Source organism: Bradyrhizobium sp. JYMT SZCCT0428 (genome assembly GCF_018131075.1).
In the GTDB taxonomy this organism is placed as follows: Bacteria; Pseudomonadota; Alphaproteobacteria; order Rhizobiales; family Xanthobacteraceae; genus Bradyrhizobium.
Genome location: NZ_JAFCLS010000029.1, coordinates 91,900 through 115,635 on the forward strand (window position 1 = coordinate 91,900; position 23,736 = coordinate 115,635).

The 23,736-nt window shown below is 58.4% G+C and carries 28 protein-coding genes, 1 tRNA gene and 1 pseudogene; 13 read left to right on the forward strand and 17 right to left on the reverse strand.

Features of this window, described 5'->3' with window-relative positions:
- Positions 1 to 25: 25 nt before the first annotated feature.
- The gene (locus tag JQ575_RS27115; RefSeq protein WP_212036173.1) at positions 26 to 1,168 is read right to left on the reverse strand and encodes a hypothetical protein; all 1,143 of its coding nucleotides are present in this window, start codon (positions 1,166 to 1,168) and stop codon (positions 26 to 28) included.
- Positions 1,169 to 1,419: 251 nt separating this feature from the next.
- Here JQ575_RS27115 and JQ575_RS27120 point away from each other — a divergent pair, with 251 nt between their 5' ends.
- The gene (locus JQ575_RS27120) at positions 1,420 to 1,665 is read left to right on the forward strand and encodes a zinc-finger domain-containing protein (RefSeq protein WP_192734038.1); all 246 of its coding nucleotides are present in this window, start codon (positions 1,420 to 1,422) and stop codon (positions 1,663 to 1,665) included.
- A 10-nt stretch (positions 1,666 to 1,675) separates the two neighbouring features.
- Positions 1,676 to 2,875: an FAD-dependent monooxygenase gene (locus JQ575_RS27125; RefSeq protein WP_212036174.1), complete on the forward strand. Its 1,200-nt coding sequence runs from the start codon at positions 1,676 to 1,678 to the stop codon at positions 2,873 to 2,875.
- Between the two features lie 45 nt (positions 2,876 to 2,920).
- Here the strand turns inward: JQ575_RS27125 and JQ575_RS27130 are convergent, their stop codons facing one another.
- The 4 genes from JQ575_RS27130 to JQ575_RS27145 all read right to left on the reverse strand — a co-directional run bounded on the left by JQ575_RS27130 (position 2,921) and on the right by JQ575_RS27145 (position 7,655).
- On the reverse strand, positions 2,921 to 3,358 hold the full coding sequence (locus JQ575_RS27130; protein WP_212036175.1) for a twin-arginine translocation pathway signal: 438 nt from the start codon (positions 3,356 to 3,358) through the stop codon (positions 2,921 to 2,923).
- Positions 3,359 to 3,554: 196 nt separating this feature from the next.
- Positions 3,555 to 4,658 (reverse strand): NAD(P)-binding protein, encoded by a 1,104-nt coding sequence (locus JQ575_RS27135; protein ID WP_212036176.1) that lies wholly within the window; start codon positions 4,656 to 4,658, stop codon positions 3,555 to 3,557.
- Positions 4,655 to 6,172: a LodA/GoxA family CTQ-dependent oxidase gene (locus tag JQ575_RS27140; RefSeq protein WP_212036177.1), complete on the reverse strand. Its 1,518-nt coding sequence runs from the start codon at positions 6,170 to 6,172 to the stop codon at positions 4,655 to 4,657. Before JQ575_RS27140 ends, JQ575_RS27135 begins: the two co-directional genes overlap by 4 nt.
- A 25-nt stretch (positions 6,173 to 6,197) precedes the next feature.
- Positions 6,198 to 7,655 carry a ferritin-like domain-containing protein gene (locus tag JQ575_RS27145; RefSeq protein ID WP_212036178.1) on the reverse strand — a complete coding sequence of 486 codons (1,458 nt, stop codon included), beginning with the start codon at positions 7,653 to 7,655 and terminating at the stop codon, positions 6,198 to 6,200.
- Between the two features lie 333 nt (positions 7,656 to 7,988).
- Here JQ575_RS27145 and JQ575_RS27150 point away from each other — a divergent pair.
- A tRNA-Leu gene (locus tag JQ575_RS27150) sits at positions 7,989 to 8,075 on the forward strand.
- A gap of 393 nt (positions 8,076 to 8,468) precedes the next feature.
- Here the strand turns inward: JQ575_RS27150 and JQ575_RS27155 are convergent.
- The 4 genes from JQ575_RS27155 to JQ575_RS27170 form a co-directional block, all read right to left on the reverse strand.
- Positions 8,469 to 8,852, reverse strand: a complete 384-nt coding sequence (locus JQ575_RS27155) for a hypothetical protein (RefSeq protein WP_212036179.1) — start codon at positions 8,850 to 8,852, stop codon at positions 8,469 to 8,471.
- Between the two features lie 88 nt (positions 8,853 to 8,940).
- Positions 8,941 to 9,297, reverse strand: a complete 357-nt coding sequence (locus JQ575_RS27160; RefSeq protein ID WP_212036180.1) for a hypothetical protein — start codon at positions 9,295 to 9,297, stop codon at positions 8,941 to 8,943.
- 40 nt (positions 9,298 to 9,337) lie between these two features.
- Positions 9,338 to 9,550, reverse strand: coding sequence for a hypothetical protein (locus tag JQ575_RS27165; protein WP_212036181.1), 213 nt, complete (start codon positions 9,548 to 9,550; stop codon positions 9,338 to 9,340).
- A gap of 86 nt (positions 9,551 to 9,636) precedes the next feature.
- Positions 9,637 to 10,116, reverse strand: coding sequence for an RNA ligase family protein (locus JQ575_RS27170; RefSeq protein ID WP_312016035.1), 480 nt, complete (start codon positions 10,114 to 10,116; stop codon positions 9,637 to 9,639).
- A 664-nt stretch (positions 10,117 to 10,780) separates the two neighbouring features.
- Here JQ575_RS27170 and JQ575_RS27175 point away from each other — a divergent pair.
- The 3 genes from JQ575_RS27175 to JQ575_RS27185 all read left to right on the forward strand — a co-directional run bounded on the left by JQ575_RS27175 (position 10,781) and on the right by JQ575_RS27185 (position 11,510).
- Positions 10,781 to 10,963, forward strand: a complete 183-nt coding sequence (locus JQ575_RS27175; protein WP_212036182.1) for a hypothetical protein — start codon at positions 10,781 to 10,783, stop codon at positions 10,961 to 10,963.
- Positions 10,956 to 11,141, forward strand: a complete 186-nt coding sequence (locus JQ575_RS27180) for a hypothetical protein (RefSeq protein WP_212036183.1) — start codon at positions 10,956 to 10,958, stop codon at positions 11,139 to 11,141. Before JQ575_RS27175 ends, JQ575_RS27180 begins: the two co-directional genes overlap by 8 nt.
- Positions 11,142 to 11,216: 75 nt before the next feature.
- On the forward strand, positions 11,217 to 11,510 hold the full coding sequence (locus JQ575_RS27185; RefSeq protein ID WP_212036184.1) for a hypothetical protein: 294 nt from the start codon (positions 11,217 to 11,219) through the stop codon (positions 11,508 to 11,510).
- 333 nt (positions 11,511 to 11,843) lie between these two features.
- On the opposite strand, the gene JQ575_RS27190 is transcribed toward JQ575_RS27185, so the two are convergent.
- Both JQ575_RS27190 and JQ575_RS27195 read right to left on the reverse strand, forming a co-directional pair.
- Positions 11,844 to 12,374, reverse strand: a complete 531-nt coding sequence (locus JQ575_RS27190; RefSeq protein WP_212036185.1) for a hypothetical protein — start codon at positions 12,372 to 12,374, stop codon at positions 11,844 to 11,846.
- 408 nt (positions 12,375 to 12,782) lie between these two features.
- A complete protein-coding gene (locus tag JQ575_RS27195) occupies positions 12,783 to 14,018 on the reverse strand; it encodes a hypothetical protein (protein ID WP_212036186.1) in 1,236 nt (411 codons plus the stop codon).
- Between JQ575_RS27195 and JQ575_RS27200 the strand changes: the two genes are divergently transcribed.
- Positions 14,005 to 14,337: a hypothetical protein gene (locus JQ575_RS27200; RefSeq protein ID WP_212036187.1), complete on the forward strand. Its 333-nt coding sequence runs from the start codon at positions 14,005 to 14,007 to the stop codon at positions 14,335 to 14,337. The genes JQ575_RS27195 and JQ575_RS27200 overlap by 14 nt on opposite strands.
- Positions 14,306 to 14,629 (forward strand): hypothetical protein, encoded by a 324-nt coding sequence (locus JQ575_RS27205; RefSeq protein ID WP_212036189.1) that lies wholly within the window; start codon positions 14,306 to 14,308, stop codon positions 14,627 to 14,629. Before JQ575_RS27200 ends, JQ575_RS27205 begins: the two co-directional genes overlap by 32 nt.
- A gap of 71 nt (positions 14,630 to 14,700) precedes the next feature.
- Here JQ575_RS27205 and JQ575_RS27210 read toward each other — a convergent pair whose 3' ends face one another.
- Positions 14,701 to 15,024: a nuclear transport factor 2 family protein gene (locus JQ575_RS27210; RefSeq protein ID WP_212036191.1), complete on the reverse strand. Its 324-nt coding sequence runs from the start codon at positions 15,022 to 15,024 to the stop codon at positions 14,701 to 14,703.
- A 937-nt stretch (positions 15,025 to 15,961) separates the two neighbouring features.
- On the opposite strand from JQ575_RS27210, the gene JQ575_RS27215 reads away from it, so the two are divergent.
- The 4 genes and pseudogenes from JQ575_RS27215 to JQ575_RS27230 form a co-directional block, all read left to right on the forward strand.
- Complete coding sequence (locus JQ575_RS27215) at positions 15,962 to 16,168, forward strand: hypothetical protein (protein ID WP_212036193.1); 207 nt, start codon at positions 15,962 to 15,964, stop codon at positions 16,166 to 16,168.
- A gap of 51 nt (positions 16,169 to 16,219) precedes the next feature.
- Positions 16,220 to 16,480 (forward strand): FAD-binding oxidoreductase, encoded by a 261-nt coding sequence (locus tag JQ575_RS45795; protein ID WP_212036194.1) that lies wholly within the window; start codon positions 16,220 to 16,222, stop codon positions 16,478 to 16,480.
- Between the two features lie 17 nt (positions 16,481 to 16,497).
- Positions 16,498 to 17,691: an FAD-binding oxidoreductase gene (locus JQ575_RS27225; protein WP_409364828.1), complete on the forward strand. Its 1,194-nt coding sequence runs from the start codon at positions 16,498 to 16,500 to the stop codon at positions 17,689 to 17,691.
- Positions 17,664 to 18,089 (forward strand): annotated as a pseudogene (locus JQ575_RS27230) (DNA ligase); the annotation flags it as partial. The gene JQ575_RS27225 and the pseudogene JQ575_RS27230, both read left to right, overlap by 28 nt.
- Positions 18,090 to 18,843: 754 nt before the next feature.
- Here JQ575_RS27230 and JQ575_RS27235 read toward each other — a convergent pair.
- The 4 genes from JQ575_RS27235 to JQ575_RS27250 all read right to left on the reverse strand — a co-directional run bounded on the left by JQ575_RS27235 (position 18,844) and on the right by JQ575_RS27250 (position 21,445).
- Positions 18,844 to 19,071: a hypothetical protein gene (locus JQ575_RS27235; RefSeq protein ID WP_212036197.1), complete on the reverse strand. Its 228-nt coding sequence runs from the start codon at positions 19,069 to 19,071 to the stop codon at positions 18,844 to 18,846.
- 23 nt (positions 19,072 to 19,094) lie between these two features.
- On the reverse strand, positions 19,095 to 19,988 hold the full coding sequence (locus tag JQ575_RS27240) for an ATP-dependent DNA ligase (RefSeq protein WP_249166918.1): 894 nt from the start codon (positions 19,986 to 19,988) through the stop codon (positions 19,095 to 19,097).
- Between the two features lie 114 nt (positions 19,989 to 20,102).
- A complete protein-coding gene (locus tag JQ575_RS27245) occupies positions 20,103 to 20,396 on the reverse strand; it encodes a hypothetical protein (protein ID WP_212036199.1) in 294 nt (97 codons plus the stop codon).
- 716 nt (positions 20,397 to 21,112) lie between these two features.
- Complete coding sequence (locus JQ575_RS27250) at positions 21,113 to 21,445, reverse strand: response regulator (protein ID WP_212036201.1); 333 nt, start codon at positions 21,443 to 21,445, stop codon at positions 21,113 to 21,115.
- Positions 21,446 to 22,232: 787 nt separating this feature from the next.
- On the opposite strand from JQ575_RS27250, the gene JQ575_RS46170 reads away from it, so the two are divergent.
- Entirely contained in the window at positions 22,233 to 22,754 is a 522-nt protein-coding gene (locus JQ575_RS46170) for a septal ring lytic transglycosylase RlpA family protein (protein WP_212036202.1), read from the forward strand.
- A 378-nt stretch (positions 22,755 to 23,132) separates the two neighbouring features.
- On the opposite strand, the gene JQ575_RS27260 is transcribed toward JQ575_RS46170, so the two are convergent.
- A complete protein-coding gene (locus JQ575_RS27260) occupies positions 23,133 to 23,321 on the reverse strand; it encodes a hypothetical protein (protein ID WP_212036203.1) in 189 nt (62 codons plus the stop codon).
- Between the last annotated feature and the right edge of the window lie 415 nt (positions 23,322 to 23,736).

The window sequence follows — 23,736 nt, forward strand, 5'->3', positions numbered from 1 at the left end:
GCGCGATCGAAAAACGATCGCAACTCTAGCCGCAGGTGGCGGCGCCCGCCAGAGCCGGACCGGGAAGTAACGCCGCCGCCTGCTCTCGCTGCCGTCTCGCCTTCTTGCGGCGCAGATACGCCATGGTGGCGCGCTCGGTGATTGCCTTGATCGACGACAGGAAGCCGAACAGCGCCAGCAGCGCACTGAATACCCACAGCGACAGATTGAATGCGCCGGCCGCCAGCAGCAGTGCGCCGCGGCCGAACAGTTTCAGGATCGCCCGGGTCTGGCCACCCTTGGATTCCGCGAGCCGTGCGGCGCGCGCGATATCCTTCGGGCCCTCGGCGATGCGCAGCGTGTCGAGCGCGCCGCGCGTACCGGCCTTCTCTCCGATGCGGCCGACGTCCTTGGCCAGCCGGACCAGCGCACCGGCCTTCTCGGCGCGGAACGCCGCCTTGATCGCGCTGACGGTCTGGCCTGGCCGCAGCACCGAGCCGGAGGCGACCGCCTTCTGCAGCATCGGCCCATCGACGACCTCGCGCGCCGAGCGGCCGGCCCATAGCATCAGCCCCTCGCCGAGGCGCCCGACCTTGCGGGCATCCTTGACCATGGTCAGCCCGGCACGCACCGGTAGCGCGCCACCGACCGACACATAGGTCGCCGCCGTCACCGCCAGGCCCACTGTTGCAAGTCCCAGCACCAGATGATCGGTATCCTCGCCCATCGCCAGATGCTTGCTCTCGCGCACCACGTCGCGGATATCGCCGAACACGAAGAGATCGCCGGCCACCGTGCCCGACAGGCTCGCGACATCCTCGGCGTTGCCGGTGATGAGACCGACCGCGAAACGTTTAGCAAAATGCGAGGTTGAGTCCGCGTCCGTGACGGCCTCGTTTACGCGCTGCGACAGCTCTTCGCCAATGGCGATGTTCTTGTCGCGCGCAAGTTCGGCAAAGCTGCCGGCAAGATCGGCATCGCCTGCCGCCAGCGCGGCCTCGATATTTTCTGCAACCAGCGCCGGGTTGTTCCGCAGGGCAGAATTGATCCTCAGATCGGCCAATTCGGACGGCTCGTCCTGCGCCGCCAGGATCGCAAAAGCGTCGCGCGCGTGTGGCCATAGCGCCGCACCCACGGCGATAGTTGCCGCCATGCCCGCCACCGCCAAACTGAGCCCTGCCCGCTTCATCCTGCAAAACCTGGGTTTTCGCTGCCCTCAACATAATGTGCCGCATTTGCGACACAACGTCCCCGACGAAAGAAGGGCTTCTCTGGGACGACAAGATTGTGTCGAATTTGCATGAGCAAATGTGCGGCGGCGACCTTCAAGAATCTGGGCTCTAGGAATCAACGGAACCCGTCAGTATGGTGCGCGGCATTTCGGGCCGCCGCATCGCGTTGGTTGCGTCCGTCCGTCATTGCTATCCAAGGTGAAACAAGATGTCCGATCATGTCGTCCCGCACTTTCACAACGACGCCGGCGTCTCGGTAATCGAGATCGGCTCGCAGGAATTCATGTGCGTGGGCGCCAATCCGCCGTTCGACCATCCGCATGTATTCCTCGATCTCGGCAACGACAACGAGATCATCTGCCCCTATTGCTCGACGCTGTACCGGTTTGCCGCCGATCTCAAAGCCGGCGAAGCGCGCCCCCCGGAATGCGTGCTGAAAGACAAAGTCGCCTGACAGGTCCGCCGTGGCGGTTACGCGCACCATCGTTGTCGCTGGTGCCGGGATCGGAGGACTGACCGCGGCGCTGGCGCTCGCAAAGCAAGGCTTTCGCATCGTCGTTCTGGAAAAGGCCGAGCGGCTGGAGGAAGCTGGCGCCGGCCTGCAGCTGTCGCCCAACGCCAGCCGCGTCCTGGTTGAACTCGGTCTGCAGCCGCGGCTCGCGCCGCGCGCCGTGACACCCCAATCCATCAACATCATGAGTGCCCGGGACGGCGGCGAGATCGCCCGCCTGCCGCTCGGTGAGGCCGCGAATTTTCGTGCCGGCGCGCCCTATTGGGTGGTGCATCGCGCCGACCTGCAGGCGGCGCTGCAGGCCCAGGTCGACCACAGTCCCGACATCGAATTGCGGCTTGGCTGCCAGTTCGAGGATGTCACCGCGCACGCTAAGGGACTGACGGTCGTGCAGCGCCGCGGCAATGCGCGGCAACAGGAACTGGCGGTGGCGCTGATCGGCGCCGACGGCATCTGGTCGGCGGTCCGGCATCATTTGTTCCCGGAGGTCCAGCCGCAATTCTCCGGTCTGATCGCCTGGCGCGGCACGCTCGATGCGACGGCGCTGCCGCGCGAATATACTTCGCCCCGGGTGCAACTCTGGATGGGACCAAGAGCGCATCTCGTCGCCTATCCGATCTCGGGCGGACGGCACATCAATGTCGTCGCCATCGTGCCGGGGACGTGGAACAGGCCGGGCTGGAGCGCACCGGGCGAGGCTAATGAAGTCAAGGCGGCGTTCTCGCAGCAATGGCCGGCGACCGCGCGAATGCTGATCGGCGCCGTCGAAGAATGGCGGCGATGGGCGCTGTTCACGGTGCCCGATATCGGCGACTGGAGTGACGGCGCGATCGCGCTGCTTGGCGATGCCGCGCATGCGATGCTGCCGTTCGCCGCGCAAGGCGCGGGAATGGCGATCGAGGACGCCGCGGTGCTGGCGAAAGCCTTGAGCGATAGCTCCGGCGACAATACCGCCGGCATCCCGGCGGCCCTGAAGCGCTACGGAAGGCAGCGCCGCGACCGCGTCTTAAGGGTTCAGCGCGCCGCGCGGCGGTCAGGTCAAATCTATCATCTGACAGGACCGCTGGCGCTCGCGCGCGATCTTGCGATCAAGTCGCTCGGTCCAAGGCGAATGCTGGCGCGGCAGGACTGGATTTACGACTGGCGGGCGTGAACGTCTGACGCGACACATGGCGCGGGAGGACTTCCGCAGGGCGCGTCATCGCGACGATGGACGGGATCCCCTGACGCCTGCGGATGGCGCAGGCGGCGCCGCCGCCGCGCTCGCGGCAGGTTTGGACTCCGGCGGCGACTCCTGGCATTTGTTGCGCCGCCAGGCCTCCTCGGCGAATTTCGATTGTCCCTGGGTCGCAATGAGTTCGTTGCGATAGGCAAGCTCCGACACGACAGAGCCGCCGACGCCGGTCTCAGCCTTCGCCATCAGACCCTGCAGTTCCGCCTTGCGCCCGGCAATCTTGACGCGTTCCGTCTCGAGCTGCTTGCATTCATAGAGGTCGTATTTGGCGGGATCGGCAAAAGCCGTCGACACGTTGTCGCCCACGCTGGCACAGCCGGAGAGCCCTGCCCCTGCCGCGAGCAGCGCCAACACGCCTACGGCACGCGAAATTCGCCGGCAATGGGACGAGGATACGGGCATCGGACCTTCATAAGCCTACAACGTTGAGATTGCCTAAAGCAGGACCAGATGTCCGCATTGAGGCTTTGCGTCCGGCCTCGCGTTCCCCATATGGAAAGGCGCGTTTCCGGGGCGGATTATCCCATTTCCACTTCGCCGACAAACGCGCTAAGTATCTGATCTTCTGAGGTATAAGCGGATGACCGGTGGCGAGTACCTAAGGGCTGTCACCGACAAACCCGCCCTTCCCGGACCAAAAGGGCAACCCGCTCCAGCGGGTTTCTTCTGCATAATAGCGGTGACGGTTGCTGAGGTAGTCGGCGAACAACTGCGCACGCTCAGCATCTCTTTCTTGATGCGCTTTGTCAGCCAACCGGCCGGATAGCAAGCACTCAGCCATCCGGGACGCATCGCGAACAGAACTGAAAATTCCGGAAGCCGATAAGGGATCGCGCGATTCCGCGAGGTCGCCGAGGAGACACCAATCCGGCCCGATCGTCTTGTCTGCCAGCCCGGAATGAGCGGTCCCCGAAAACCATTCGAGTTTGTCGCTCTGGCCTTCCGGAATCTCGTCGAGAAATTTCGACAGCCGCGAACAGTCCTTCAATTCTTCCCGCAATGAACCGAGCGAACGGCGAAACGGAAGGCCAAGCTGAATGTCGAAAAAGACATAGATGATCCAGGCGTTCCCCGGTACGGGCGTCGCATAGACCCAACCTCGATCGAAGCATTCGATGAATGGCCGGGTGTCTGCTACCGGTATGGGCAGCCGAACGGCGACGAACGTCAATCGATCAAATTTCCTCCGATCGATACGCAGCAAAGGAATGTTGGACCTGCCTGTCGCCAGCACGAGATATCGCGCATCACAGCGTACCGTATCGTTGCCGGTCTGCAGAAATAGCCGCCAACCCGAATTGCCAGCCTGTTGTATGTCCCTCGCTGTCCATCCGAGTCGTGTTTCAACCCCGCGGTTCCTGGCTGCGGCAAGCAATTGCTCCTCGAACAGTCGCCGGTCCAGCGACAGCGCATGCCCATTCGGATCGAAGATGAAATCGGTTTCCTGCGGCGCGTTGGACGCCCAGCCGTTCACGAAGCCATGAACCGGCAGATGCACACCGGCCCATCCGTCGGGCAGGATTGCGAGTTGACCGAGGAACGATTTGACTTTCGGCTGAATAAATTCTCCAGCCTTGAAACCAGCCGCTTTCGCTGCATCGACCAGCAGCACGCGGGCGCCACCAGCAGCCAGAAGCGTGCAGGCCGCGAGTCCTGCTGGTCCGCCACCAACGACGGCAAAATCGAACACCGCCGCGTTCACACCTCGATCAACGCACGCTCGGTTTCAAATACCCCGTCATTGCCAGCGATGCGCTTCGAAATGAAGCCCAGATCCATCGCATGCTCGACCAGATCCCGATGCGCACCGATCCCTCGGTCCCATTCGATTTTAGTCGCCTGATTTTCACTCCGCCTTACGTGCAATGGCCGCTGCGCAGGCCACCAGATCGAATCAGGCCCTTGCCATTTGCATTCCCAGAAGTCGGCCTGCCAGGGGCAGGCCATATTGCGCGTCAGAAATCCCGGCGACGGCGCCCAAGCGCGGCCATCATGTTCAAACGGCTCACGGGTTATCCGGAATGGCGCCTGGTAAAGCTCCGTGTAGGTCGTGATGATGCCTGCCTCGATGCCAGGGAAAAATCCACCCCCCACGCCTTGCGTCAGGCTTGCACGGTCCAGACCTTCCGGGTTGATCGATCCTGGCACATCGGCCGCTGCAAAATCCTCGACGAATGTTCCATCCCTCCACAGATTGAGCCACCTCCTTTGTGTTCTCGTGAACGAAAGATTAGCGATCAATCCTCCGGCGACCTGGTCCAGCTTGCTCCGCGCTTCCTGGCGAAGCGCATTATTCGCCTTCGATCCAAGTTCGCTCCAGTTCATCGGGAAGGTTTCCCAGAATGAAAAATTCGAAACCCAGCGATAATTCGACACCGCCTTCAAGATCGGCAGGATGTCGCGCTTGAACGACGGCTCAGCCGACGCCGCAAGATGACCATTCCGCACGGCAGCGTCGTAAGCAACGTCATAGAGCGTCACCACGCCGAGCGTATAAGGCGCAAAATCCGGTGGCGCCACGATCACCCATGCATCCTTCAATTCTATCGCCGGCATTCCTGGAAGCTTTACCGTTGCCGACACGGGACCATCCGAGACGTCATCGTGCCAGAATTCGTTATTGGCAAAGTCGTTGCCGCTCGGATTGACTTCGTCGCCGATCGGCTTACCCGCCGGGACACTGGCCGATTGGCCTCGCCCGCCGAGCACGATGAGACGTCCCTTCCCGTCGGTGCGCAGTTCGCCAAGATAAACGTCCTGGCCCTTGAATTGCCCGGCGTTGGTCGCTGCAGCAAACTGGTCCTTGCCGGCGATACCCGGAAACTGGGGCCGGATAATCAGCTTGTCGGAATCAACCCCCGGATTACGCTTGATGTCGTCGTCTTCGGGCGTATCCTCCGAGCGGAACCTTCCGGCAGCCGCTTTCTGATTGGCGAGTTCGACGTGCCATTCAATTTCAGCCTCGTCGGCCGTGATCTCGCGGAATTGGGTAATGGCGCCGGAGGCATCGCTGTCGACTTCATAAACCCGGAAGCGAGCCCCCTGCCGCCGGACTTGACCGTCGGCGCGATGCGCCGTAACGGCAGTGATTGAACCATCAGCCGTCAGCTCGAGCGGGCCGATATCGGCGACTTCGGGACTGAGAAAAAACGAATCGGGGTGGTTGCCGAGTCGCGCGATACCGATGCGCGGGTAAATCCTGAGCTCTTTCGCCATTCAATCCTCCTCAAATATCGGGATTTCAAATATCAGGGTATCGGCCACGATCCGTGGCTTCGATTTTGGAGACAACATCCTCGCCGACGCCAAAGCCAAGGCCTTTTAGAACCTCAATCGATTGCCGTGCGTGGATATGGAGTGCCCGACACTCCTGCTCCAGCGCGTTGATGTTGCCTGTGAGATCGATACCGCCTAGTTCAAATGTCGGACCGGCGCAAAGGTCATTGGGACTGCCGCCAGCCTTACAGGGGCGAACGACAATCTCACGAACCAGGTTCGTGATTGCGGATTTCATCTCGTAAAACGCCCAGAATACAAGTTCCTGACGTCGCCGGTTTTCGGCCTCATCCGTGCGCTTGAGATGGAAAGCGGCCGTCAAGGCGACCAACATGATCTGGTACCGGTCGTTCAATAGCGCGCACAATGCGAGTGCCACGGGATCGGAGATGTCGGTGAGTTCTGCCCCAGCGACCGTGCTGGGGTTTTCCGGAACGGCAAAGAAGTCATCAGGTTCAAGTTCGTCATGTGACTTCAGAGCGTTGAAGAAGATTCCGAAGTGCGAACTCGCGCCGCCAGCCGCCAACCCTTCTCCCTGAACTGCGATATCGTAAATCAGCTTTAGGGCCGCCGACCGCGAGTCGATCGTCGCAAACGCGCCGCCGGCGGATTGATCTTGCCACCAGATTTGCTTGTCGTTGCCGTTCGCGCGCACCCCCTTTTCGTCTGTCGAAGCTTGTGTCGATGCAAATGTCGCTTCGCCCTGAAAACTGCCGATGTGCCACTGCGGCAGCGGACCGATATCGGCCATATTGCTCACATCTGTCCAGGGCCCTTCCGGCGCTGCGTCTGTTTGAAACAGCCAGTAGATTCGTCCATAGAGCACGCCGACCCTGTTGAAGGTCGATTGAGGATCAATCCTGCCTCGGATTTCGTCGATGATTTTTTGATCGCCAACGCCAAGAGTTTCCAGAACGGGCATCTCCGCCAGTACGAACCGCTCGACCGTCTCCTTCTGACGGAAACTTCGTAACCCGAACGGGAATGGATCGATGTCAGGATCAGGCGAGATGTCCTGGCGTTCGAAATATGGACCGGCTCCAAGGAAAAGCAGCAAGTTCTGCACGGCCAGCAAGTGCGACATCTCTTGCACTGCAATCCGGATCAACGTCTTTCTCGGATTGGATTGCAGCGAAAACGCTGCATAAAGATACTCAATCAGCAGGGCGTGTTCGATTTCGGCTGCTGCATGCAATAGTTGTCGAGCCTCATCTTCTGCAGATGCCGCGGCTACGACAGGCGCGTTCTGCAGTGCTGCATTTCTGAGCGGCGATACTCGCTTCTCCCGTACAGATTTCAGCTCAAATCCAAACGTCTTGGGTACCGTGTCGAAGAGAAAACCCCGAATGCGGCTTCCAAACGTCCGTTCAGGCTCGACCACCCGAACCCATTCAATCGAACGCAGTGACGAGCGTCTGCGCATTGCAATTATTCCGACCGGGCAACTACTGCTTGGCAACGAAGGTGCCGACCGCGCCGACTTTTGGAATGAGACACGTAAAAAGGTATCGCTTAATTTTTTAACACGTCAAGATTGAATTCAATTCTGCGGCATTTTGACCACGCCACCTGCCTGGACTGAACTCCGTGGAAGGTTTGACAACGTTGAGATGCCCCAAAAGCAAGACCGAGGTGTCCGCATTGAGGCTTTGCCAATGCCCGCGCGCTCCCTTAAACGAAGGGCGCGTTTCCGGGGCGGATTATCCCATTTCCACTTCGCCGGCAAACGCGCTAAGTACCTGATCTTCTGACTGAAGCGGACGTGGCGGAATTGGTAGACGCAAGGGACTTAAAATCCCTCGATGGCAACGTCGTGTGGGTTCGAGTCCCACCGCCCGCACCAATAAAATCAATGACTTGCGAGCCAATTTTGTTTTACGTTTCAAATTTCAATTTCCCACAGTCAACATGCCGTCAACAGCGCGTACACTGCCGAATTGAGCGCGAAATTCACGCCGCACCGTGCCCTACTTCGTCAAAATCACCTTCGGCGAGATGCGTGAATCCGGCGTCCGTGACGTGCTGATCTACTGCAGGGATTACAACTGTTCACACCACTTCGAGAGCAACGCCGATGGCTGGACCGAGGAGGTCCGCCTGTCCGACATCGAGCAGCAGTTCACCTGCACCAGGTGCGGCCGACGCCCACGTCCGGCCGAAGTTTTTGGGTCGACCGAGGCCCCGCCGCGATACGCTGTAGGTTTGACGACCGGCCGCGACCCCTGCTCAATCCACGTCATTCGTGCAGCAGCACTTCTTCTTTTTGGAAGGTGCGGTCGGTGCGGTAATAGCTGTGGTAAACATCGTCATCGTTGCCAGCGAAGAAGCCGTAGAGTCCGAACTCCTCGGTGTCTTTGAAAAAGAAACCGACGCGGCTTTCTGCGAAGTGGTCGACACCAAAAGCTGACGGGTGGGCGGTCTCAAACAGCAGCTCGCCGTCCTTTGCTCGCGAAAAATCCTGTTCGCGCTCTCGGAATTGATACTCCCGTATCCCTGCCTTGATGTTCCGATAAAGGCGGGTATCCCCGCTCCAGCCGCTCGTTGGCGGCTTTCGCCTTCTCAGTGTTCTTCGATTGACGCCGCAGCAAGAAGCCACCCGCGAGCAGCAACACGACAACAACTGTCCAATCCATATTGCGCCCCCCCGTCGTGACCTTTACAGCGACAAGCAGCTACCACCGCGCGGTGATGGAACTGCGCCACGATCTTTAAGGCGGCTTCTCATACCATTCCGGCGTGCCCTCAGCCGAGAACCGTTCGTCTAACATCGGCAGTGCCCATCTCGGAAGGTTCACGGATTCATGTCGCTCCCAAACGAACATGCCCGCCAATGGATAGCGGCTGTCGCAGGACCAGCCGACCTCGGATTCCTCTCTGAAAATACCGTCGCCTTTTCGCTTCCAGAATTTGACAAGTGAGCGTTTGTGCCCGCTGACGAGGGCAGCCTGATGGGCGCTCGCGATTGCTTCGCGAATTCTGTAGTCGCGGTCGCTGATCCAGATTTCCAGAAAGGGTAGCCGTTTGGTTGCGGCCGGTTGGGTCATACGTGTGGTAAAATCAAACACCGAACTCACCCTCGCTCGCGTCGAAGTTTAGCTCTGCTCTCTATTTTGGATGCACCACCAACCCGGATATCTCGTAGCCGCGATCGTCACCAATGTCGTGCGTGGTGCTTTTGCCGAAGCCGGTCCGCTTGGTAACGCTCGTGATGTAAACGTCGAAGCGGTCCCTTTGTGCAAACAACTCTTGCGACTTTTCATCCCAACACGGTGGTTGTTCTTTCACGCTGTCGCCAGCTTTGCCTTTTCGTCGAAACATCGCCCCCTCCAGCTTAAGGCGCTGATCCTACACCTGCGTCGGCAAAGCGCCAGCAGACACGGCGAGTAAGGCTCGGTGCGGGGCTGTCAACCAAACGACTCCATTACCCGGCTGAACGCCGGATGCTGCCGGTTCTTCACCTTGATCCAGCGAGCGAAGCGACCGCCTCGATAGCTGCTCTCTCGGTGCTTTAAAACCAGCCCCTCCAACCCCATCAAGCAGGCATGCCGGAATAGCTCCGGACCAATCTCGCCCTGCTCGAACGGCGCAAGGTGGATGCCGTCAACGCGGCGAGCCAGTATCCTGGCTAAGTTGGTCTTACGCATGGATAGCGGCAGTCGGCGCAGATCCTCGCCATCGCTCACCAGCATGTCGAAGGCGTAAAACTCGACCTCGGAGTCGTGCCGGCGGCTGTGAAGGCCATTGAAGTCGGAGATCCCGTCGACACCGAGCGGCACCGCCTCGCCGTCGATCACAAACGAGCTGTTCCGATTGCGCGGCGCGGCCTCGACGATGCGCGGGTAGCGCGCACTCCAGTCATGACCGTTTCGGGTGAACAGCCGCACGCGCGGGGACCGCTCAACCGATATCCGTCACGCTTGATTTCATGGATCCACTCGGGTCGGCCGGGAACCTGGGTGCCACGGGTCGGGCAGCGCCGACACCGATCGCAACCCCGTCCTCCCTGCCGCTTTTCAGTACGCAGGACGTACTACGTAAGATTGACTCTAAGTTGACTCGCAACCTGTTTGGTGGTTTGATCCGCAGCCAAAGGCCCTCTCAGCGCCTCACAAATACATTCGCGGAAACTGTGCGCCTCAGCCCCCAAAGCCCCGCGCACGGCCAGGCGGTCCGTATCCTCATCTTCTGACAGGGCTGGCGGTCCGGGCCACCGCTTGTGTCTCTGAGGGAGGGCAATGATCAGCGCCAATTTCGATCCGAAAAGGTTTGCCGCCTCGGTTCACACACTGCGGACCCAGCTCGGGCCGACGCAGCGCTTCTGCACCGATTCGCCAAGCTGGTGTTCCGGTATTTCGGGCCGCAGAGGCTTCGCGTTGATCAGGTCGTTGAGCCAGAGATTCTACGCGCAGATGTTTGTGCTCGGCGGGGCTGCTCACGGAGCGGGTTACCGATGCCACCTCCTTGTCAATCTCGATAGGCAGGCAGGCGCGCGTTGGGCAGGCGGCGGCGATCACTTCGTGACCAGTCTTCAATAAAAGGAACGCTTCGATGACGACACCCCGCTCTGACTTCACCCCTGCCGACATACGTCGCCTTCACGCCATGAAAAACATGCTCACCGAACGCGGTCTGGCGTGCGCGACGCTCGCGGCTTGTGGTTCGATCCGCGGGCGTCAACGATTGCCGCATCCGGAGCCAGAGTTCGAGCCGGAAGGGAATTCACATGACTGACGACAAACCCAGCGACCTCGAGCTCCGCAACCAGGTGCAGCCGAACTTTGCCGAACTCGAGCGACTTGGACTGATCCGCCGGACCGGCGAGCTCCGCAACGGCAAGCCGGTATTCACACTGACCGAGCTCGGCCGCGTCCATCTGGATCATCCGCCGCCAGGCGCCAAATTGCAGTGAGGGCAAATCCTCGAGCGGACGGCTCTCGAGGTCTCGAGTTCGAGGAGGACCGTGGCGCGAGTTTGCAAAAGGCAAATGCCGATGCTGAACCGAATGACCGCCGAGCTCATCATCGACAACCCGAATGACCTGAACGAGGTGACGGCTCTGCTGATCGAGGAAGGTTTCGACGTCGAGTTTCTCGACGACTGGATCGACGACAAAGGCAAAGTGATCTGGCTGCTGGCTGATGTCGTTACCGAGCTCAGCCAAAGCGAGTTCTTCGATTGGGTAGGCGGCATCGTCGCGCCATTCGGCGATGTCGTCGAAGCCGGCCTATGTTCACCGGAGCAACACCGCACTTGGCGAAAAAAGGACCTGGGCCGGTGATCGCCCTGTGCAGGTAGCCAAGGGATTTGGCCGGAGCCGCCAGGCACCGGTGACCTCACCAAGATCATAGTTCCCCCTGATTTTCGCGTGTCACCTCGCGCCGAGCCGACGGCAAATGGAAGATCCGAATGCTAACAGCAACTCCGATTCCACCAAAGAAAGACTGAACGTAAAAGCGAAGCGCCCACCTCGCGAGAGATGGGCGCTACGATCAAATGCACACTGACGGAACCTTCGATGGTCTGACGCGATCCTCGCTGCAACCACCACGTGAAATCAATGCCGATGGCTGGGCCGACGACGTGCGGCTTAAGTTGAGGTCTACGTGTGGGGCTATTCAGCGAGCGCCGGAAGGCTGTCCCTAAATTGGTCTATTGCCGCAGTAACTATGCTGAAGTCATCAAGGGACCGGCGCAAAAGCGTTTCCGCCGAAATAGCCTCGCTGTTGCCCGGATTGGCGGCAGTCTTAAGCATCCTATCAAGGTCCGAGAGCGGCGGAGCGAGAAAGGCGTAGTAATAACCCGAACGCTTCTGATCTGGCGTTCCTACAATAGACCAATGAGCCATTTTATCCCTGAGCTTTTTTTGCTTGAAGAATGCCTTGGCCACTGTGTCCCAAGACTGCATATATTTCTTGTCCGAAACTCTGAGTTTTATCAGGGCAGCAACAGCAACCATCTTCGTCTCCAGTGACATGGCGCCGTAGATTGTGTCTGTGATTTTTGATTGGGGATGCCTTCCCCCGCAGAGTGTTCTGTAGAGTAGAAATAATTTGAACTCGATTTGTTGCCAGTGCATCAATGCCGTCCCCAGCGCCCTCGTCATCTCGTTTACCGCCTCGTCCCTAATGGGATGGGATTTCATTTCACCCTCGAGCGTTGAACTAGGATTTGTGAGGTGCTCGGTTTATTGGGCAAGGGCTTCGTCTGCAGCATGTGTGCGGCAGGCGCGGCGCGGAGCTGCGGCCGAAGTTTGCGCGCAAATGGGTGTCGACTGATCTACTTTTCTAACTTGGCGCAACTATCAGCTCCCCGATGTCCCGCAGCGGACCCATCTCGAATTTGAAGGGCTGGAAGGGGGTCTGAATAGACCGTGTCATGACAACTCGAAACTCCCATTGGTAAGCAAACCGAAAATGCTTTGCGCATTGAATGGCTTCATCTTGATAGGCTGCGAATTCAGCAGGATCGTCTGAAATGGCGAGTGGATCGTAATAAATTACGGGCGCGAGACGCACGCGTACTGCGTTCGGGACGGCTTCGGAAAATCTCTCTATGAAACTATCTGGGTTGTGGATCGCCAAACATGCATCGGCAGGCCTTCCGTCACTCTGGAAATCCCAAAATAAGCGGTCATCATAAACGGAAGCGCAACTCCAACAGAAATAGTCGCTGGTAGTAAACTCCACCTTCCGGCCTGCATCATACCAGCGCATCGTAAGTTCGTCATCTTGACGAGCCGCGCCTCCGCAACTTTGAAAAAGGACGCCGGTTTGACGAACACCTCGCCCCGTTCGTAAAGGGGGCGTATGTGTTCCGCCTTGCCGAATTTGAAGAGCATCTTGGGTTTATTGAGATAGCTCTCTCGCGAATACTGCGAAGCATTTTCCCAGTCCGGCCGACGGCACCAACTTTCGCCAGACAAACGCCTGATCCTTTCCGGCGGGTTGGTGGATTTCCCACCGCCATCAAGTAGTCCCCGTATTAGAAATTCCTCAGCCAATTCGGTGTAGAGGAGCAAAAAGTCGATGTTGCGCGTTGGAGCATGCATTCCATTCCGCTTCGGCTGAATTAAAGTGTACTTGCCGTCATCGCGAAGCTTCATCACGTTCGCCGCTACGTCGTGCAAGCGTTGATCCAGCTCCTCTCTAGTGAGAGCTTGCATGTAGCGATTTGAGCGGTAATAAAATCCCTGTATCGCAAGTATCGCCTGCAAATTGATTGGCCGAGGGAAACGGAGCACGCGCTCGGGCTCTCCTTTCTCACCCTTTTTTCGAGGCACGAACGAACTGACACGTCGAAAGGTCTCGCGCAACCTCAGTGCTTCTTCTATGGGGATTGCGATGTCGGTCCACTCGACGGTGGCCGTGGCGCATTGGACCAAGACTTCTTTGTCGTCCAACACCACCACGCCATGCGCCTTGGTCAATTGAGCTAACTGGGGCATTGACCCGTATGTCATCGAATATTCGTTTGTGTCTAACGAGATCGAATAAGGGAGCCGCGAAAGCCCTTCACTGAGCTTCAACGCCTCGGCTATGGGCATTTGCAGGTCGGCTCGGTCCACTGCCTCCGTGGCGCACTGGACCACGAGGTCGTTGCCGTCCAAAATTATGCCGTGGACTCTGGTCAACTGGGCCAATCGGGGCATCAACTCGTTGGTCATTAAAAAAACTGTCCAGCCCGTCGATGTTGGATTAATGAGCGAAAGCAGTCGCGGCGCGCGGGAGCCTCTCGGTGATTCGCCGGGACTGAGAGTAACACGAAGCACGATGATGACCTTGACCACGGCCCAATATCTCGCGTTGCAAGCCGCGGCGCGCGGCGCAGTCTATCGAACGCACACCGGCAGCGTTTACACACTCACCGGACCATGTGGCAGCAACGCTCTATGGGCATTGGCGCGAGCCGGCCTGATTGCAGACACACCGGGCGCGAAAAAGCAGCCCCGCTACCCGATGGTTGTCACGCCGAAGGGCATGATCGCGTTATCGGCGTTTGTGCCGAAGAAAAAGAGATTGCGATGTAATCAGGCCATTATGCCGCGACCTGATGGTCCAACGGGCCGCACCGACTATGCAGAAGCGCCCCGTCGGCATCAAAGGTGAGCGTCGCCCGCACAACCCCACCTGGCACGCGGAAGTCGAGAACAACATCGTTGGCCTTCCACTGCAAATCGATGAGTTCGCCGGCCGGCTTTTCAATGAGCCATTGACGCCAGTACGCAGTGATAGCGTCCGTACCGTGCCATTCTTTTCTGCGACCGCAATCACATTGCAGGGAAGCATCATCAGCATAACAATCAACAATGAAAAGGTCGCCCGCGCGATACGCATCAAGCCAATCGACTGCGACGGACAGCAGATCAACGGAAGTTTTCTCACCTATACGCATTACTAATCCTCACAAGTGCCTGATTTGAAAACGAGCCGCCGGGCTAAGTCTGGCAATGAGTCGCAACGTCGAGCAAGTCAAGAAGGCCTGCATCGGCTGCGCCGGATTTTCCCATCACCATCGAAAAATAGAACCGCGTTCACAACGCCGCCGGACACGCGGTAGCTGACGACGATGCCACCGTCGAAAAGGTTCAAATTAGTGAGTTCACCGGCTGGCTTTTCGATAAAGCGTTGTTGCCAGTAAGCCCGAATTGCGGCTCGGCCGTGCAACTGTTGCGCCCCATTGCAATCGCATTGCAGCGCGGCATCAGCAGAATACATTTCCACAATTGAAAGGTCGGCCGCGCGATATGCGTCAAGCCAATCGACCGCAGCGGCCATCGGGTCAAAGGAAGCCATTTCCTCGCCTACATGCCATAATCTACGCGCGATTTTGAGCGGGTCCAATGAACGACGGCTAAACGGGATACCGCAAAAATACGGGTATCGAGCCCTTGTGGCACAAACGGCACAAGCCACTGGATGCCCGCGGGTGTAGCGTGATTTCATACACGCAACGAGGACATGCCATGGCAGTCGAATTCCTCTATCGAGCAGCTATCATCGCTCTCGGCATCATGAACATTGGCCTAGTTGCAGTCCTGTTGTTCGCGGGCGGCTAAAGCCAAGCAGACTTTCCTGCGATTTTATGAGTACACGCCCTAGATCTCGCGATCGCGCGTGGATGGCTGTGGCTGCACGAGAGTGGCACCTATGTGAAGTTCACAACGGGCGGTGCCGAGCGGTTTGCCTAAAAGTCGGCGGCCAGATTCGAGCCCTGAGCAAACAGATACCGCCTTCAGTTAGACTGCTCCATCACGCGGCTGAACGCCGGATGTTGCCGGTGCTTAATCTTAATCCAGCGCGGCGATCGGCCGCCGCGGCAACTGCTCTCGCGATGCTTCGAGACCAACCCCCTGCCCCATCAATAAATGCGCATACGGCATCCCGAGTTCTGTTCAATTGTGCTCACAATTCAAATTGAACATGGCCATCGTTGGCCGGCCGATTGTCCCTTGTTCCCGGTCAGGTCGGTCATACGGAGTACCTCTTGTTGGCGCTGCCTCCCGGTTGAACCTCGCGTAGGCTCGATGACTTACGAGAGCGGGTTTGGGGGAAACGGAGGTTTCCATGACCAACTCGAATGGACGACCGACGCGTCTCTATCGGTTGATCGTAGCTCGCATGGCGGGATGGAGTGCGGTTGCTTTACACGTGGTTCAAAAGTCTCAAGAACAAGGCGGGCGAAGCGTGTTGTGACAGCGGAGATGGCCACCACGCGGAGGCCGAGTGGGACATGGCGAAAGGTGGCTATAGAGTCCTGCTGATGCATCCCCATCGGCCAACCGAACCCGGGCAATGGTTCGACGTGCCATACTCCGTCGTGATCGACCAGCCGAACCTCAGCGGCATCGCGATGGTTTGGTGGGCGCCGTCCTACGACAGCCGCGATGGAAGTATGACGCCTATGTGGCGCTGCTTCATTCCGGGACCAGGGGGTTGAATCCCTTTTCCCTGACGCTCCGGTGTGCGCAACTGTAATCGGAGAGGCCCCATGACGGTCAAAGACGCAGCACTGGCAGAGCTTCGAACAGCGCTCCGGGGCTCCGTGCTCACGCCCGGCGACACCGGCTACGACGCCGCACGGCAGATCTTCAACGCGATGATCGACTGTAGACCAGCGCTGGTCGCGCGATGCGCGACGGCCGCCGATATCCGCGCATGCGTCGGATTTGCGCAAGCGCACGGGCTTGTTGTTTCGGTGCGCAGCGGGGGCCACAACGTCTCTGGCAAGGCGGTCATCGATGGGGGCTGATGATCGACCTCTCGCTGATGAAGGGATGCCGCATCGACCCGGTGCGCCGCACGGCCCGTGCCGAGCCGGGGCTGACGCTCGCGGAATTCGACCATAACTGCCAAGTTTTCGCCTTGGCCACCACGATGGGCGCTGTCTCCCCTACAGGCATCGCCGGCCCTACGCTTGGCGGTGGCGTCGGCTGGCTATGCAGCAAGTACGGTCTCACCTGCGACAATCTATTGTCGGTCGACATTGTGACTGCCGATGGTCGGTTGCGCACTGCCAGCCCTCTTGAGCACCCCGATCTGTTCTGGGCCGTGTGCGGCGGCGGCGGCAACGTCGGCATCGTCACGTCGTTCGAGTACCGCCTGCATGAAGTGGGGCCGGTGCTAGGCGGTAGCGTCGTGTTTCCGTTTACCAAGGCCAAGACCGTACTCGCCTTTTACGACGACTTCGCACGCAGCTGCCCAGACGAGTTGAGCGTCAACGCCGCGCTGTCGACCACCGCCGACGGTGTGCCAGTCGTCGGCATCGGCGTCGCCTGGTGCGGTGCGCTCGATCTCGGTGACCGCGTGCTCAGGCCCCTGCACGCGTTTGAAACGCCGCTCGCTGACACCATCGCGTCAAGGCGATACGTCGACCTCCAGCGCGCCAGCGACGCCTTCTTCCCGCTCGAACGACGACACTACTGGAAGGCCGGCTGGCAGCGCCGGCTCACCCCGGCGGGAATCGACGTGATAGTCGAGTTTGCGGCGCGGCGTCCGTCACCGTATATGAGACTTTCGCTCCAGCAGATGCACGGTGCGGCTGCACGGGTGCCGCCGAGCGCCACCGCATTCGTCCACCGTCATGACCAGTGGGAGGTCCAGATGCTGTCGCAGTGGCTTGACCCCGCCGATGACGAGGTGAACATCGGCTGGACCCGCGAGTGCTACGCCGCGCTGGAGCCGCATCTCGAACGCGCCGTGTATGTGAACTCGCTCGGCGGTGATGAGACTTCTCGCATCCGCGAAGCTTATGGCGCCAACTACGAGCGATTAGCCGCCATTAAGGCGATACGACCCGACGAACTTCTTCCGCACCAATCAGAACGTGGCGACGCCGCCTCTGTTGAACTAAGCGTGCACCCGGATTCAGTGCAGGGACCATTGGAGCAACAGGATGCGCCGGCGTTTCGGTCATCGCGCCGTCGTCAGCGACAACGTGCCGTTTCGAGGATAACGAGGTAGCTCTCTTGCGCCTGAGCGCGGGATCCGCGATCATCGACGGCGAAGTCGTCGTTCCGGCCGCCGACGGCACAACGGATTTTTCGGTCCTGCAGAACGAGCTGAAGGGAAAATCGACTCGCATCGTGCTGGTCGCCTTCGACTTGCTCTACCTCAACGGTTACGACCTGCGGAAGCTGCCGCTGATGGAGCGTAAGGCGCACCTCAGAGGGCTGATCGCGGCGACCGACGTTCAGCGAGAGTTTGCGACCGACGGTCGCGAGATCTACGCGCATGCCTGCAAGGTCGGCCTCGAAGGCGTCGTCTCAAAGGAGGGCAACGACCTGCTCTACGCCGGCAAGGTCGACCATGGCTTCGACAAGACATCCGCGGCAGAGTTGCGGCGACGGCTCACGCCGCTGACCGGCACCCATTTTTCAAAGGGCTGCGGGAAGACCAGTAGCCCGTGTACGCAGGAACGTTTTGCTGCTGTGTCAGTTTAATCGATTGGAAAGATCGCGTCACAACGAGGCTCACGCTGGCGCGTCCCATCCTTATTGGGAGGATGCAATGCTAGAACCCCAGCCATCCCGTTTCCTAGTCAGGCGGGATCGTACCGAAACAAGCTGGATGGTTTGCGTAAGTTGAAGCGGCCTGCCCGATTTGAGGATGAAGAATTGGTGGGGTTATCGCTCTCCGCCGCGGAGCATCTCAGGGACACCTTAAACGCCGCTAACAGCGCATCAACGCCGACCGAAACAAAAGAAAGAGGGATTCGACCAGACGCGTTTCGGCCCCTCGAACGCGGCGCAATGCGGAACCCTACCCGCTAAAAAACGGTGCTCTCGCTGAGATCAAGTACCGAGCGAGGTCAGCCGAGACTCCGTCCTTTCGGATATCCAACTTCGGTCACCGCACTCGCATTTGAACATGTGGAAAGTTCGGCCGGTAAAGAAGAGCGCGAAGAAGTTTCACGGAAGGAGAAATGAGAACGCGCGGGCCTGGCTCCAAATATCGCCAGCATACCGCGCGCCCTCATGACGGCCACCTTGGGGGTTAGGCCGCCACATTATAGTTTGTTTTCCCGCGCGAGACGCTCTGCCGAAGTTCGAACGGAAGGCGTCATCCACTTTCTTGCGCGCAGTGACCGCATCTAAGCCGGCTTTTTCCTATCCATCATCCCCACCTAGCGAGCTGCAGATGATGCGGCTGTTTACGATAACTCTCGATCGCGCGGTTTGAGAGCATGAGCGGCCGGCGCTCGCCGCTCATTATCTGCGACTGGATGTCCCAAAGCAGGAATTCGGCGGTATGCTGCTTGTCAGCAAGCTCACCTATGCCGTCGAGGTAATCCCAGGCGATTTGAAGCGAGTTCTCGATAAGAGTTGGAAGCTGTGCGGTCATGAATTATGAACACGGCTGCGGCTTTATCGTTCCTTTTTGCTCAGGCCTTTGAACGAGCTTTGCCGGAGTAAACCTTCCGAGGTGATGTCCCGGTACTCAACATCCGCCATGAACACCCGGTCCACCCAGGTCGCCCGAGGCTTCTTCACATGCTTGGTCAACTTGGATTTCGGGCTGACCACGGTATCGAGTTGCTTGCGGATTTGGCTGGAGCTGGTTCGAGACCAGCCTGTCCCGACCTTGCCCATGTAAACCAGATCTTTGCCTTCCTTCTTCCCGAGGTAGAGCGCGGCGACGCCGGTAGGATCTTTGACGAACCCGATGACGGGGAATTTCCCCTCGATGACCGTTTTGATTTTCTGCCAGGCCTCTGTCCGCTCCGATCGGTATGGCGTCGTCGCGTTCTTGGAAATAATGCCTTCCCAGCCTAGCTTCGCGGCGTGCTTAAACATCTCCTGCCCGTCGCCGGTTAGATGTTTCCTGTAGATAACAGGCAGGTCCACGTCTTCGTCGCCGAGCAGGTCAGCCAGCATCTGCTTGCGTTCGAGTTGGGGCAACTTCCTGAGGTCGCCGTCACGCCAGAGGAGATCGCAGGCATAGTAGACCAGCCGATCCTGCTTACCCGCGGCTAACTCGGCCTGGAGTTCGGAAAAGTTGGTCCGTCCTTCGTGGACCACAGCCGCCTCCCCATCGATGATCGCTTGCCGAGATATCGAAGGCGCCGGCGATGAGGGAAAAGCGTTTGGTCCAATCGAGCCCGTTGCGGGTGTAGACCTTCTTCCGGCCGGCGTTGACATGAACCTGGACGCGGTAGCCGTGTATTTGATTTCGTGAATCCATTGCTCACCCTTCGGAGCCTTGCTCTTCAGGGTCGCAAGCTGGGGCTTAATGAACCCCGGCATCTCGGTACGCTTCATACGCAACTCACAAAAATAACCCTGTCGCGCCGCGATGACTTAAGGAAGCAAATGCAAAACGAAAATAGGAAATGAAACGCCGCTAGAAGGTAAATTCCTCTAGCGGCAATTTCTTTATCGGGTTGTGGTAGGTGCAGCCGGTGTGGTCGGTGCCGGAGCGGTCGGGGCAGCCGGAGGGATCGGCCGCGTAGACGAGCCTGTGGTCATGCCGGGCGTGGTATTGTCAGCAACGCGCGGTCCGCTCCACGGTGCCCACATAAACAGAACGGCCATTACAGCAACGGCAGCGATCAGCATCATCCACCCGGAGCTCATACCTTCATAGCGGTCGTTGGGAGTCAGCGGATCTTGGTTCAGCCTCATGTTGTCGCGATTCAGATTATTGCGGTTCAGATCGTCGTTAAGCATTTCGGTTCCTCCTCAGCTGCCCGCATAATGCAACCTTTGCAAAACACAATAGTTCCTGTGCTGCACCGCGTTACAACACCTGCGCCAACATCGCGGGAGCTTCGCCGCTTGTGAGGGGCAGGGTCGCTCCCGAGCTGTTTAACCCAAGTCCATGATCGACGTGAACACGGCATACTTCGAAGAGATATCAGACAAAGCCTTTCCGGTCGCCCGACGCATGGAACGGACCCAAATTATTCGCCGACGGGGCATGACTTGGTTGAGGGGATATCTGGGATCGATTGACCGAAGCCTTGGTTATAGCTCGGCGCTGCGTGGAGGCGTGATGTTCAAACCAAAGTATCCGGGAAGCCCTCAAGACCGCAGCCGCCGCTTGAGATCAGGTATCGGCGATGGCTATTCAACCAGCCTTGCACGAAATAATCCGCGAGTGTTCGGCATTCCGCCTCACAGGAAGCTTCTGTGCAACCCAGATGCGTTAACTGGGATGCCGCTCAGTCCCTCTGACCCCCTCAGTGATGGGTCTTTTTGACGGGCCCGCTGTCAGTCATCGAAGGGGCGACGGATCCCTCAGTTTGGAGGCGTTTAGAGGCGGTCCGCGAAAAATATTAGTGTTTCCATCGGTCTTCGAGCCGTGCTGATTTTCGCCTAGTGGCGCGCCGCTCATCGGCCTTCATCTCGCGGCCTAGCTGCTTTGACAGCCATGGACGCATCGATCATGGCACAGCGAAGTCTTCAAGCAAGAACGGCTTTCGGAGCACCGGCCTGTCGCTGAACAAGGTTGGCCGCCCCTCCGGACCATAGCCGCTGACGAATACGAATGGCAGACCCCGCGCCGCCACGATCTCAGCAATGGGACTGATGTTAAAGCCGGCGACATTGATGTCGAAAATCGCTAAATCAAATACGGAAGTACGGGCCAGCGGTTCAGCCTCGTGGATACTTCCTGCCTCGGCGACAACGCGATGCCCGAGCTCTTCGAGCATCTCGACGATCATCATCCTTATTAGCGCCTCGTCTTCAACCAAAAATACGGCGACGCTCTGCATCTAACTCTGGCCCTGAGAAGTTGAGCACCGCAGAGACTTTCTGCGCTCGTCGATCGTTGAGGTTATTCTGCAGAACGAAACGCCTAGGCGCGTTCCTTTTCGCCATATGACGGTGCAGGAATAGATATTGTTTTTTCGTACAACGATCAAAGTGAACTGATCGGGGACAAAACTCTCGGGAGCTGCGTCCAACGCAGCGTCAATTTCCGAAAGATTGCGGATAACGCAGGGGACAGAAAAATCGCCGAACCTCATCAAACCATCGCGGCGTGCTGCGTGCTTCGGTATCGGCTGGTGCGATGGTTGGCATCGGCTCACCTGTAAAAACTAATCGTTTACGGTGGGCTTAACCCGTAAAGCGTCCGGAAAACGGGCAAGAAACTTGCAGACGCGCTTAAAGTTTGGCTAATGCGCCGGCCAACTTAGGTTCGGGTTTTGAAGATCACGCGCTAAATGTCAATACCGTTCGGCAGATATGATCTGCATCCCGCTCCGCTTACCCCTGTTCACCGCGACTGATTGCAGTCTCTCCCGATACGAAGGTACTGAATTGTTCGACGCTGTATAACAATACCATACGTTGCCCCTATCTCACAAACATTTCCCTACGATTTCAATGACGGTTACATCCCTCTCGATTGCACCTTTCACACATAAAACACCGAGCCTATGAGTTGGACGCATCGGTATATATCCATTCATCGCCACGAGAATTCCTGCATGAAAGGAACGGGGCCTCAACAGCTTGCGTTATTACATTTGTTTCCATTTGTTTGTGAGGCCGTCCATGCGACTTATTTTTGGAATAGTCGCGATTATTACAGTTCCGGCTTGGTTGTGCACAGATGTCGATTCTGCTTCAGCACAGACCTTCATTGATCGATGGTCGATCATTCCAAAAGCGCACGCAGAACCGGCACCCGAGGCATACGACCAGCCCAGACACAATCCTCCGCTAGAGCAACCCCCGACCGGGGTGGAGACGGCTCATCGTCCGGAAGAGCGCTCAGCTTCTCGACCTTCAAACCGCGTTTTTTCTGGAAAAGCCTCTTACTATTCATATCCGACAGGAAAAACAGCGAGCGGAGCCCCGTTCATTCGCAATTCCCTGACCGCTGCCCACCGCAACCTACCGTTCGGCACAAGAGTTCGTGTAACTGATCTTGCCAGCAGCAAGTCAGTAGTAGTTCGTATCAACGACCGGGGACCTTGGGTTCGCGGCCGCGTCCTCGACCTTTCGCTCGGTGCTGCGCGCAGTTTAGGAATTACGGACCGCGGCGTGGCCCAGGTTCGCGTTGAGGTATTATAGCTTTCAGCAAGATGGATCGAGCTGCAAAAGCGCGCACGAGGCCAGCGCTTCGTCGCCGTCCCCGCCCTTAATCGATGACCTCGTTCGCAGACACCAAAAGTGCTTGCGGCATGATCAGTCCCCGCGCCCTCGCGGACTGAAAGTTGACGATTCCTACGATCACCGTGCGCGGTGACGGGTCAATACATTGGATTCAGTCAAATGACGAAATTTACGTCATTTCACCTAAGCGCAGGGCGATTTCCGCTTTAGATGAGCTCAGCGAGAGCCTTGCCCGATGCCAGCTTGGGCCAACGGGTCACTTCGCCAACTATCGGCCCGGTTGGCCTGCATGCAGGTTCTTGCACGGAAACGACCGCGCCGGGTCTTATGAATAGTTCACCCTTTCTGTTTTTCTTTTGCGCTTTTTCCATCGGAGCTTTTAGAGCGTTCATCGAAGCGATCAGCGCCCTTAGCTAGATCGTGCCCCGTCTTGCTCTCGTTTTTCGCTTCTTCCTTAGCAGTCGCCTCGCGCAAGCCTTCAGCGGCCCGTTCCCCCGCATTTGATGATTTTCGTTCGTCATCCATTTGATGCTCCTTCCCTGATAACACGCTTTTCTCCAGGAATACCTCTTTGTCTATCCCAGCTAGGCCGCAACAATTTCCAATCAGTTCGCTTGGACATTGTTCCAGTTCCGTTGAGGCTCGTGCGCGTCCCGGCGTAAAGGTGACCTCAGTCGAGGCGCGCGGGAAAAGCCGACATCGAAGATTACAAGCAGCATGTCCGCTAAGGTTCATTCGCGTCGGTTTAGCCAGACCACGGCCAGGACAGACAGGCATGTCTCAAAAGTGCCCCTTGGCAGAAGTGATCGTGGCCCAGCTACTTGCGCGCCGCATCCGATACGTTGATCGCTGCGGGAATGAGTCCGAGATCTTTGAAGGTGTCGGCGATCCTCTGCTGTTCGGCGATAACCGAACTGCTGATCGGCAGGATGTCGAAGGT

Bases quoted from the DNA above. Each gene is read 5' to 3' on its own strand.
- JQ575_RS46170 (WP_212036202.1), top strand. From the start codon at position 22,233: ATGCGACTTATTTTTGGAATAGTCGCGATTATTACAGTTCCGGCTTGG.
- JQ575_RS27120 (WP_192734038.1), top strand. From the start codon at position 1,420: ATGTCCGATCATGTCGTCCCGCACTTTCACAACGACGCCGGCGTCTCG.
- JQ575_RS27185 (WP_212036184.1), top strand. From the start codon at position 11,217: ATGCCGATGCTGAACCGAATGACCGCCGAGCTCATCATCGACAACCCG.
- JQ575_RS27210 (WP_212036191.1), bottom strand. From the start codon at position 15,024: ATGGCTTCCTTTGACCCGATGGCCGCTGCGGTCGATTGGCTTGACGCA.
- JQ575_RS27115 (WP_212036173.1), bottom strand. From the start codon at position 1,168: ATGAAGCGGGCAGGGCTCAGTTTGGCGGTGGCGGGCATGGCGGCAACT.
- JQ575_RS27225 (WP_409364828.1), top strand. From the start codon at position 16,498: ATGAAGGGATGCCGCATCGACCCGGTGCGCCGCACGGCCCGTGCCGAG.
- JQ575_RS27180 (WP_212036183.1), top strand. From the start codon at position 10,956: ATGACTGACGACAAACCCAGCGACCTCGAGCTCCGCAACCAGGTGCAG.
- JQ575_RS27175 (WP_212036182.1), top strand. From the start codon at position 10,781: ATGACGACACCCCGCTCTGACTTCACCCCTGCCGACATACGTCGCCTT.
- JQ575_RS27240 (WP_249166918.1), bottom strand. From the start codon at position 19,988: ATGAAGCGTACCGAGATGCCGGGGTTCATTAAGCCCCAGCTTGCGACC.
- JQ575_RS27250 (WP_212036201.1), bottom strand. From the start codon at position 21,445: ATGCAGAGCGTCGCCGTATTTTTGGTTGAAGACGAGGCGCTAATAAGG.
- JQ575_RS27260 (WP_212036203.1), bottom strand. From the start codon at position 23,321: ATGGATGACGAACGAAAATCATCAAATGCGGGGGAACGGGCCGCTGAA.
- JQ575_RS27205 (WP_212036189.1), top strand. From the start codon at position 14,306: ATGCAGAAGCGCCCCGTCGGCATCAAAGGTGAGCGTCGCCCGCACAAC.
- JQ575_RS27200 (WP_212036187.1), top strand. From the start codon at position 14,005: ATGACCTTGACCACGGCCCAATATCTCGCGTTGCAAGCCGCGGCGCGC.
- JQ575_RS45795 (WP_212036194.1), top strand. From the start codon at position 16,220: ATGACGGTCAAAGACGCAGCACTGGCAGAGCTTCGAACAGCGCTCCGG.
- JQ575_RS27165 (WP_212036181.1), bottom strand. From the start codon at position 9,550: ATGTTTCGACGAAAAGGCAAAGCTGGCGACAGCGTGAAAGAACAACCA.
- JQ575_RS27215 (WP_212036193.1), top strand. From the start codon at position 15,962: ATGGCGAAAGGTGGCTATAGAGTCCTGCTGATGCATCCCCATCGGCCA.
- JQ575_RS27235 (WP_212036197.1), bottom strand. From the start codon at position 19,071: ATGACCGCACAGCTTCCAACTCTTATCGAGAACTCGCTTCAAATCGCC.
- JQ575_RS27140 (WP_212036177.1), bottom strand. From the start codon at position 6,172: ATGGCGAAAGAGCTCAGGATTTACCCGCGCATCGGTATCGCGCGACTC.
- JQ575_RS27145 (WP_212036178.1), bottom strand. From the start codon at position 7,655: ATGCGCAGACGCTCGTCACTGCGTTCGATTGAATGGGTTCGGGTGGTC.
- JQ575_RS27190 (WP_212036185.1), bottom strand. From the start codon at position 12,374: ATGAAATCCCATCCCATTAGGGACGAGGCGGTAAACGAGATGACGAGG.
- JQ575_RS27245 (WP_212036199.1), bottom strand. From the start codon at position 20,396: ATGCTTAACGACGATCTGAACCGCAATAATCTGAATCGCGACAACATG.
- JQ575_RS27130 (WP_212036175.1), bottom strand. From the start codon at position 3,358: ATGCCCGTATCCTCGTCCCATTGCCGGCGAATTTCGCGTGCCGTAGGC.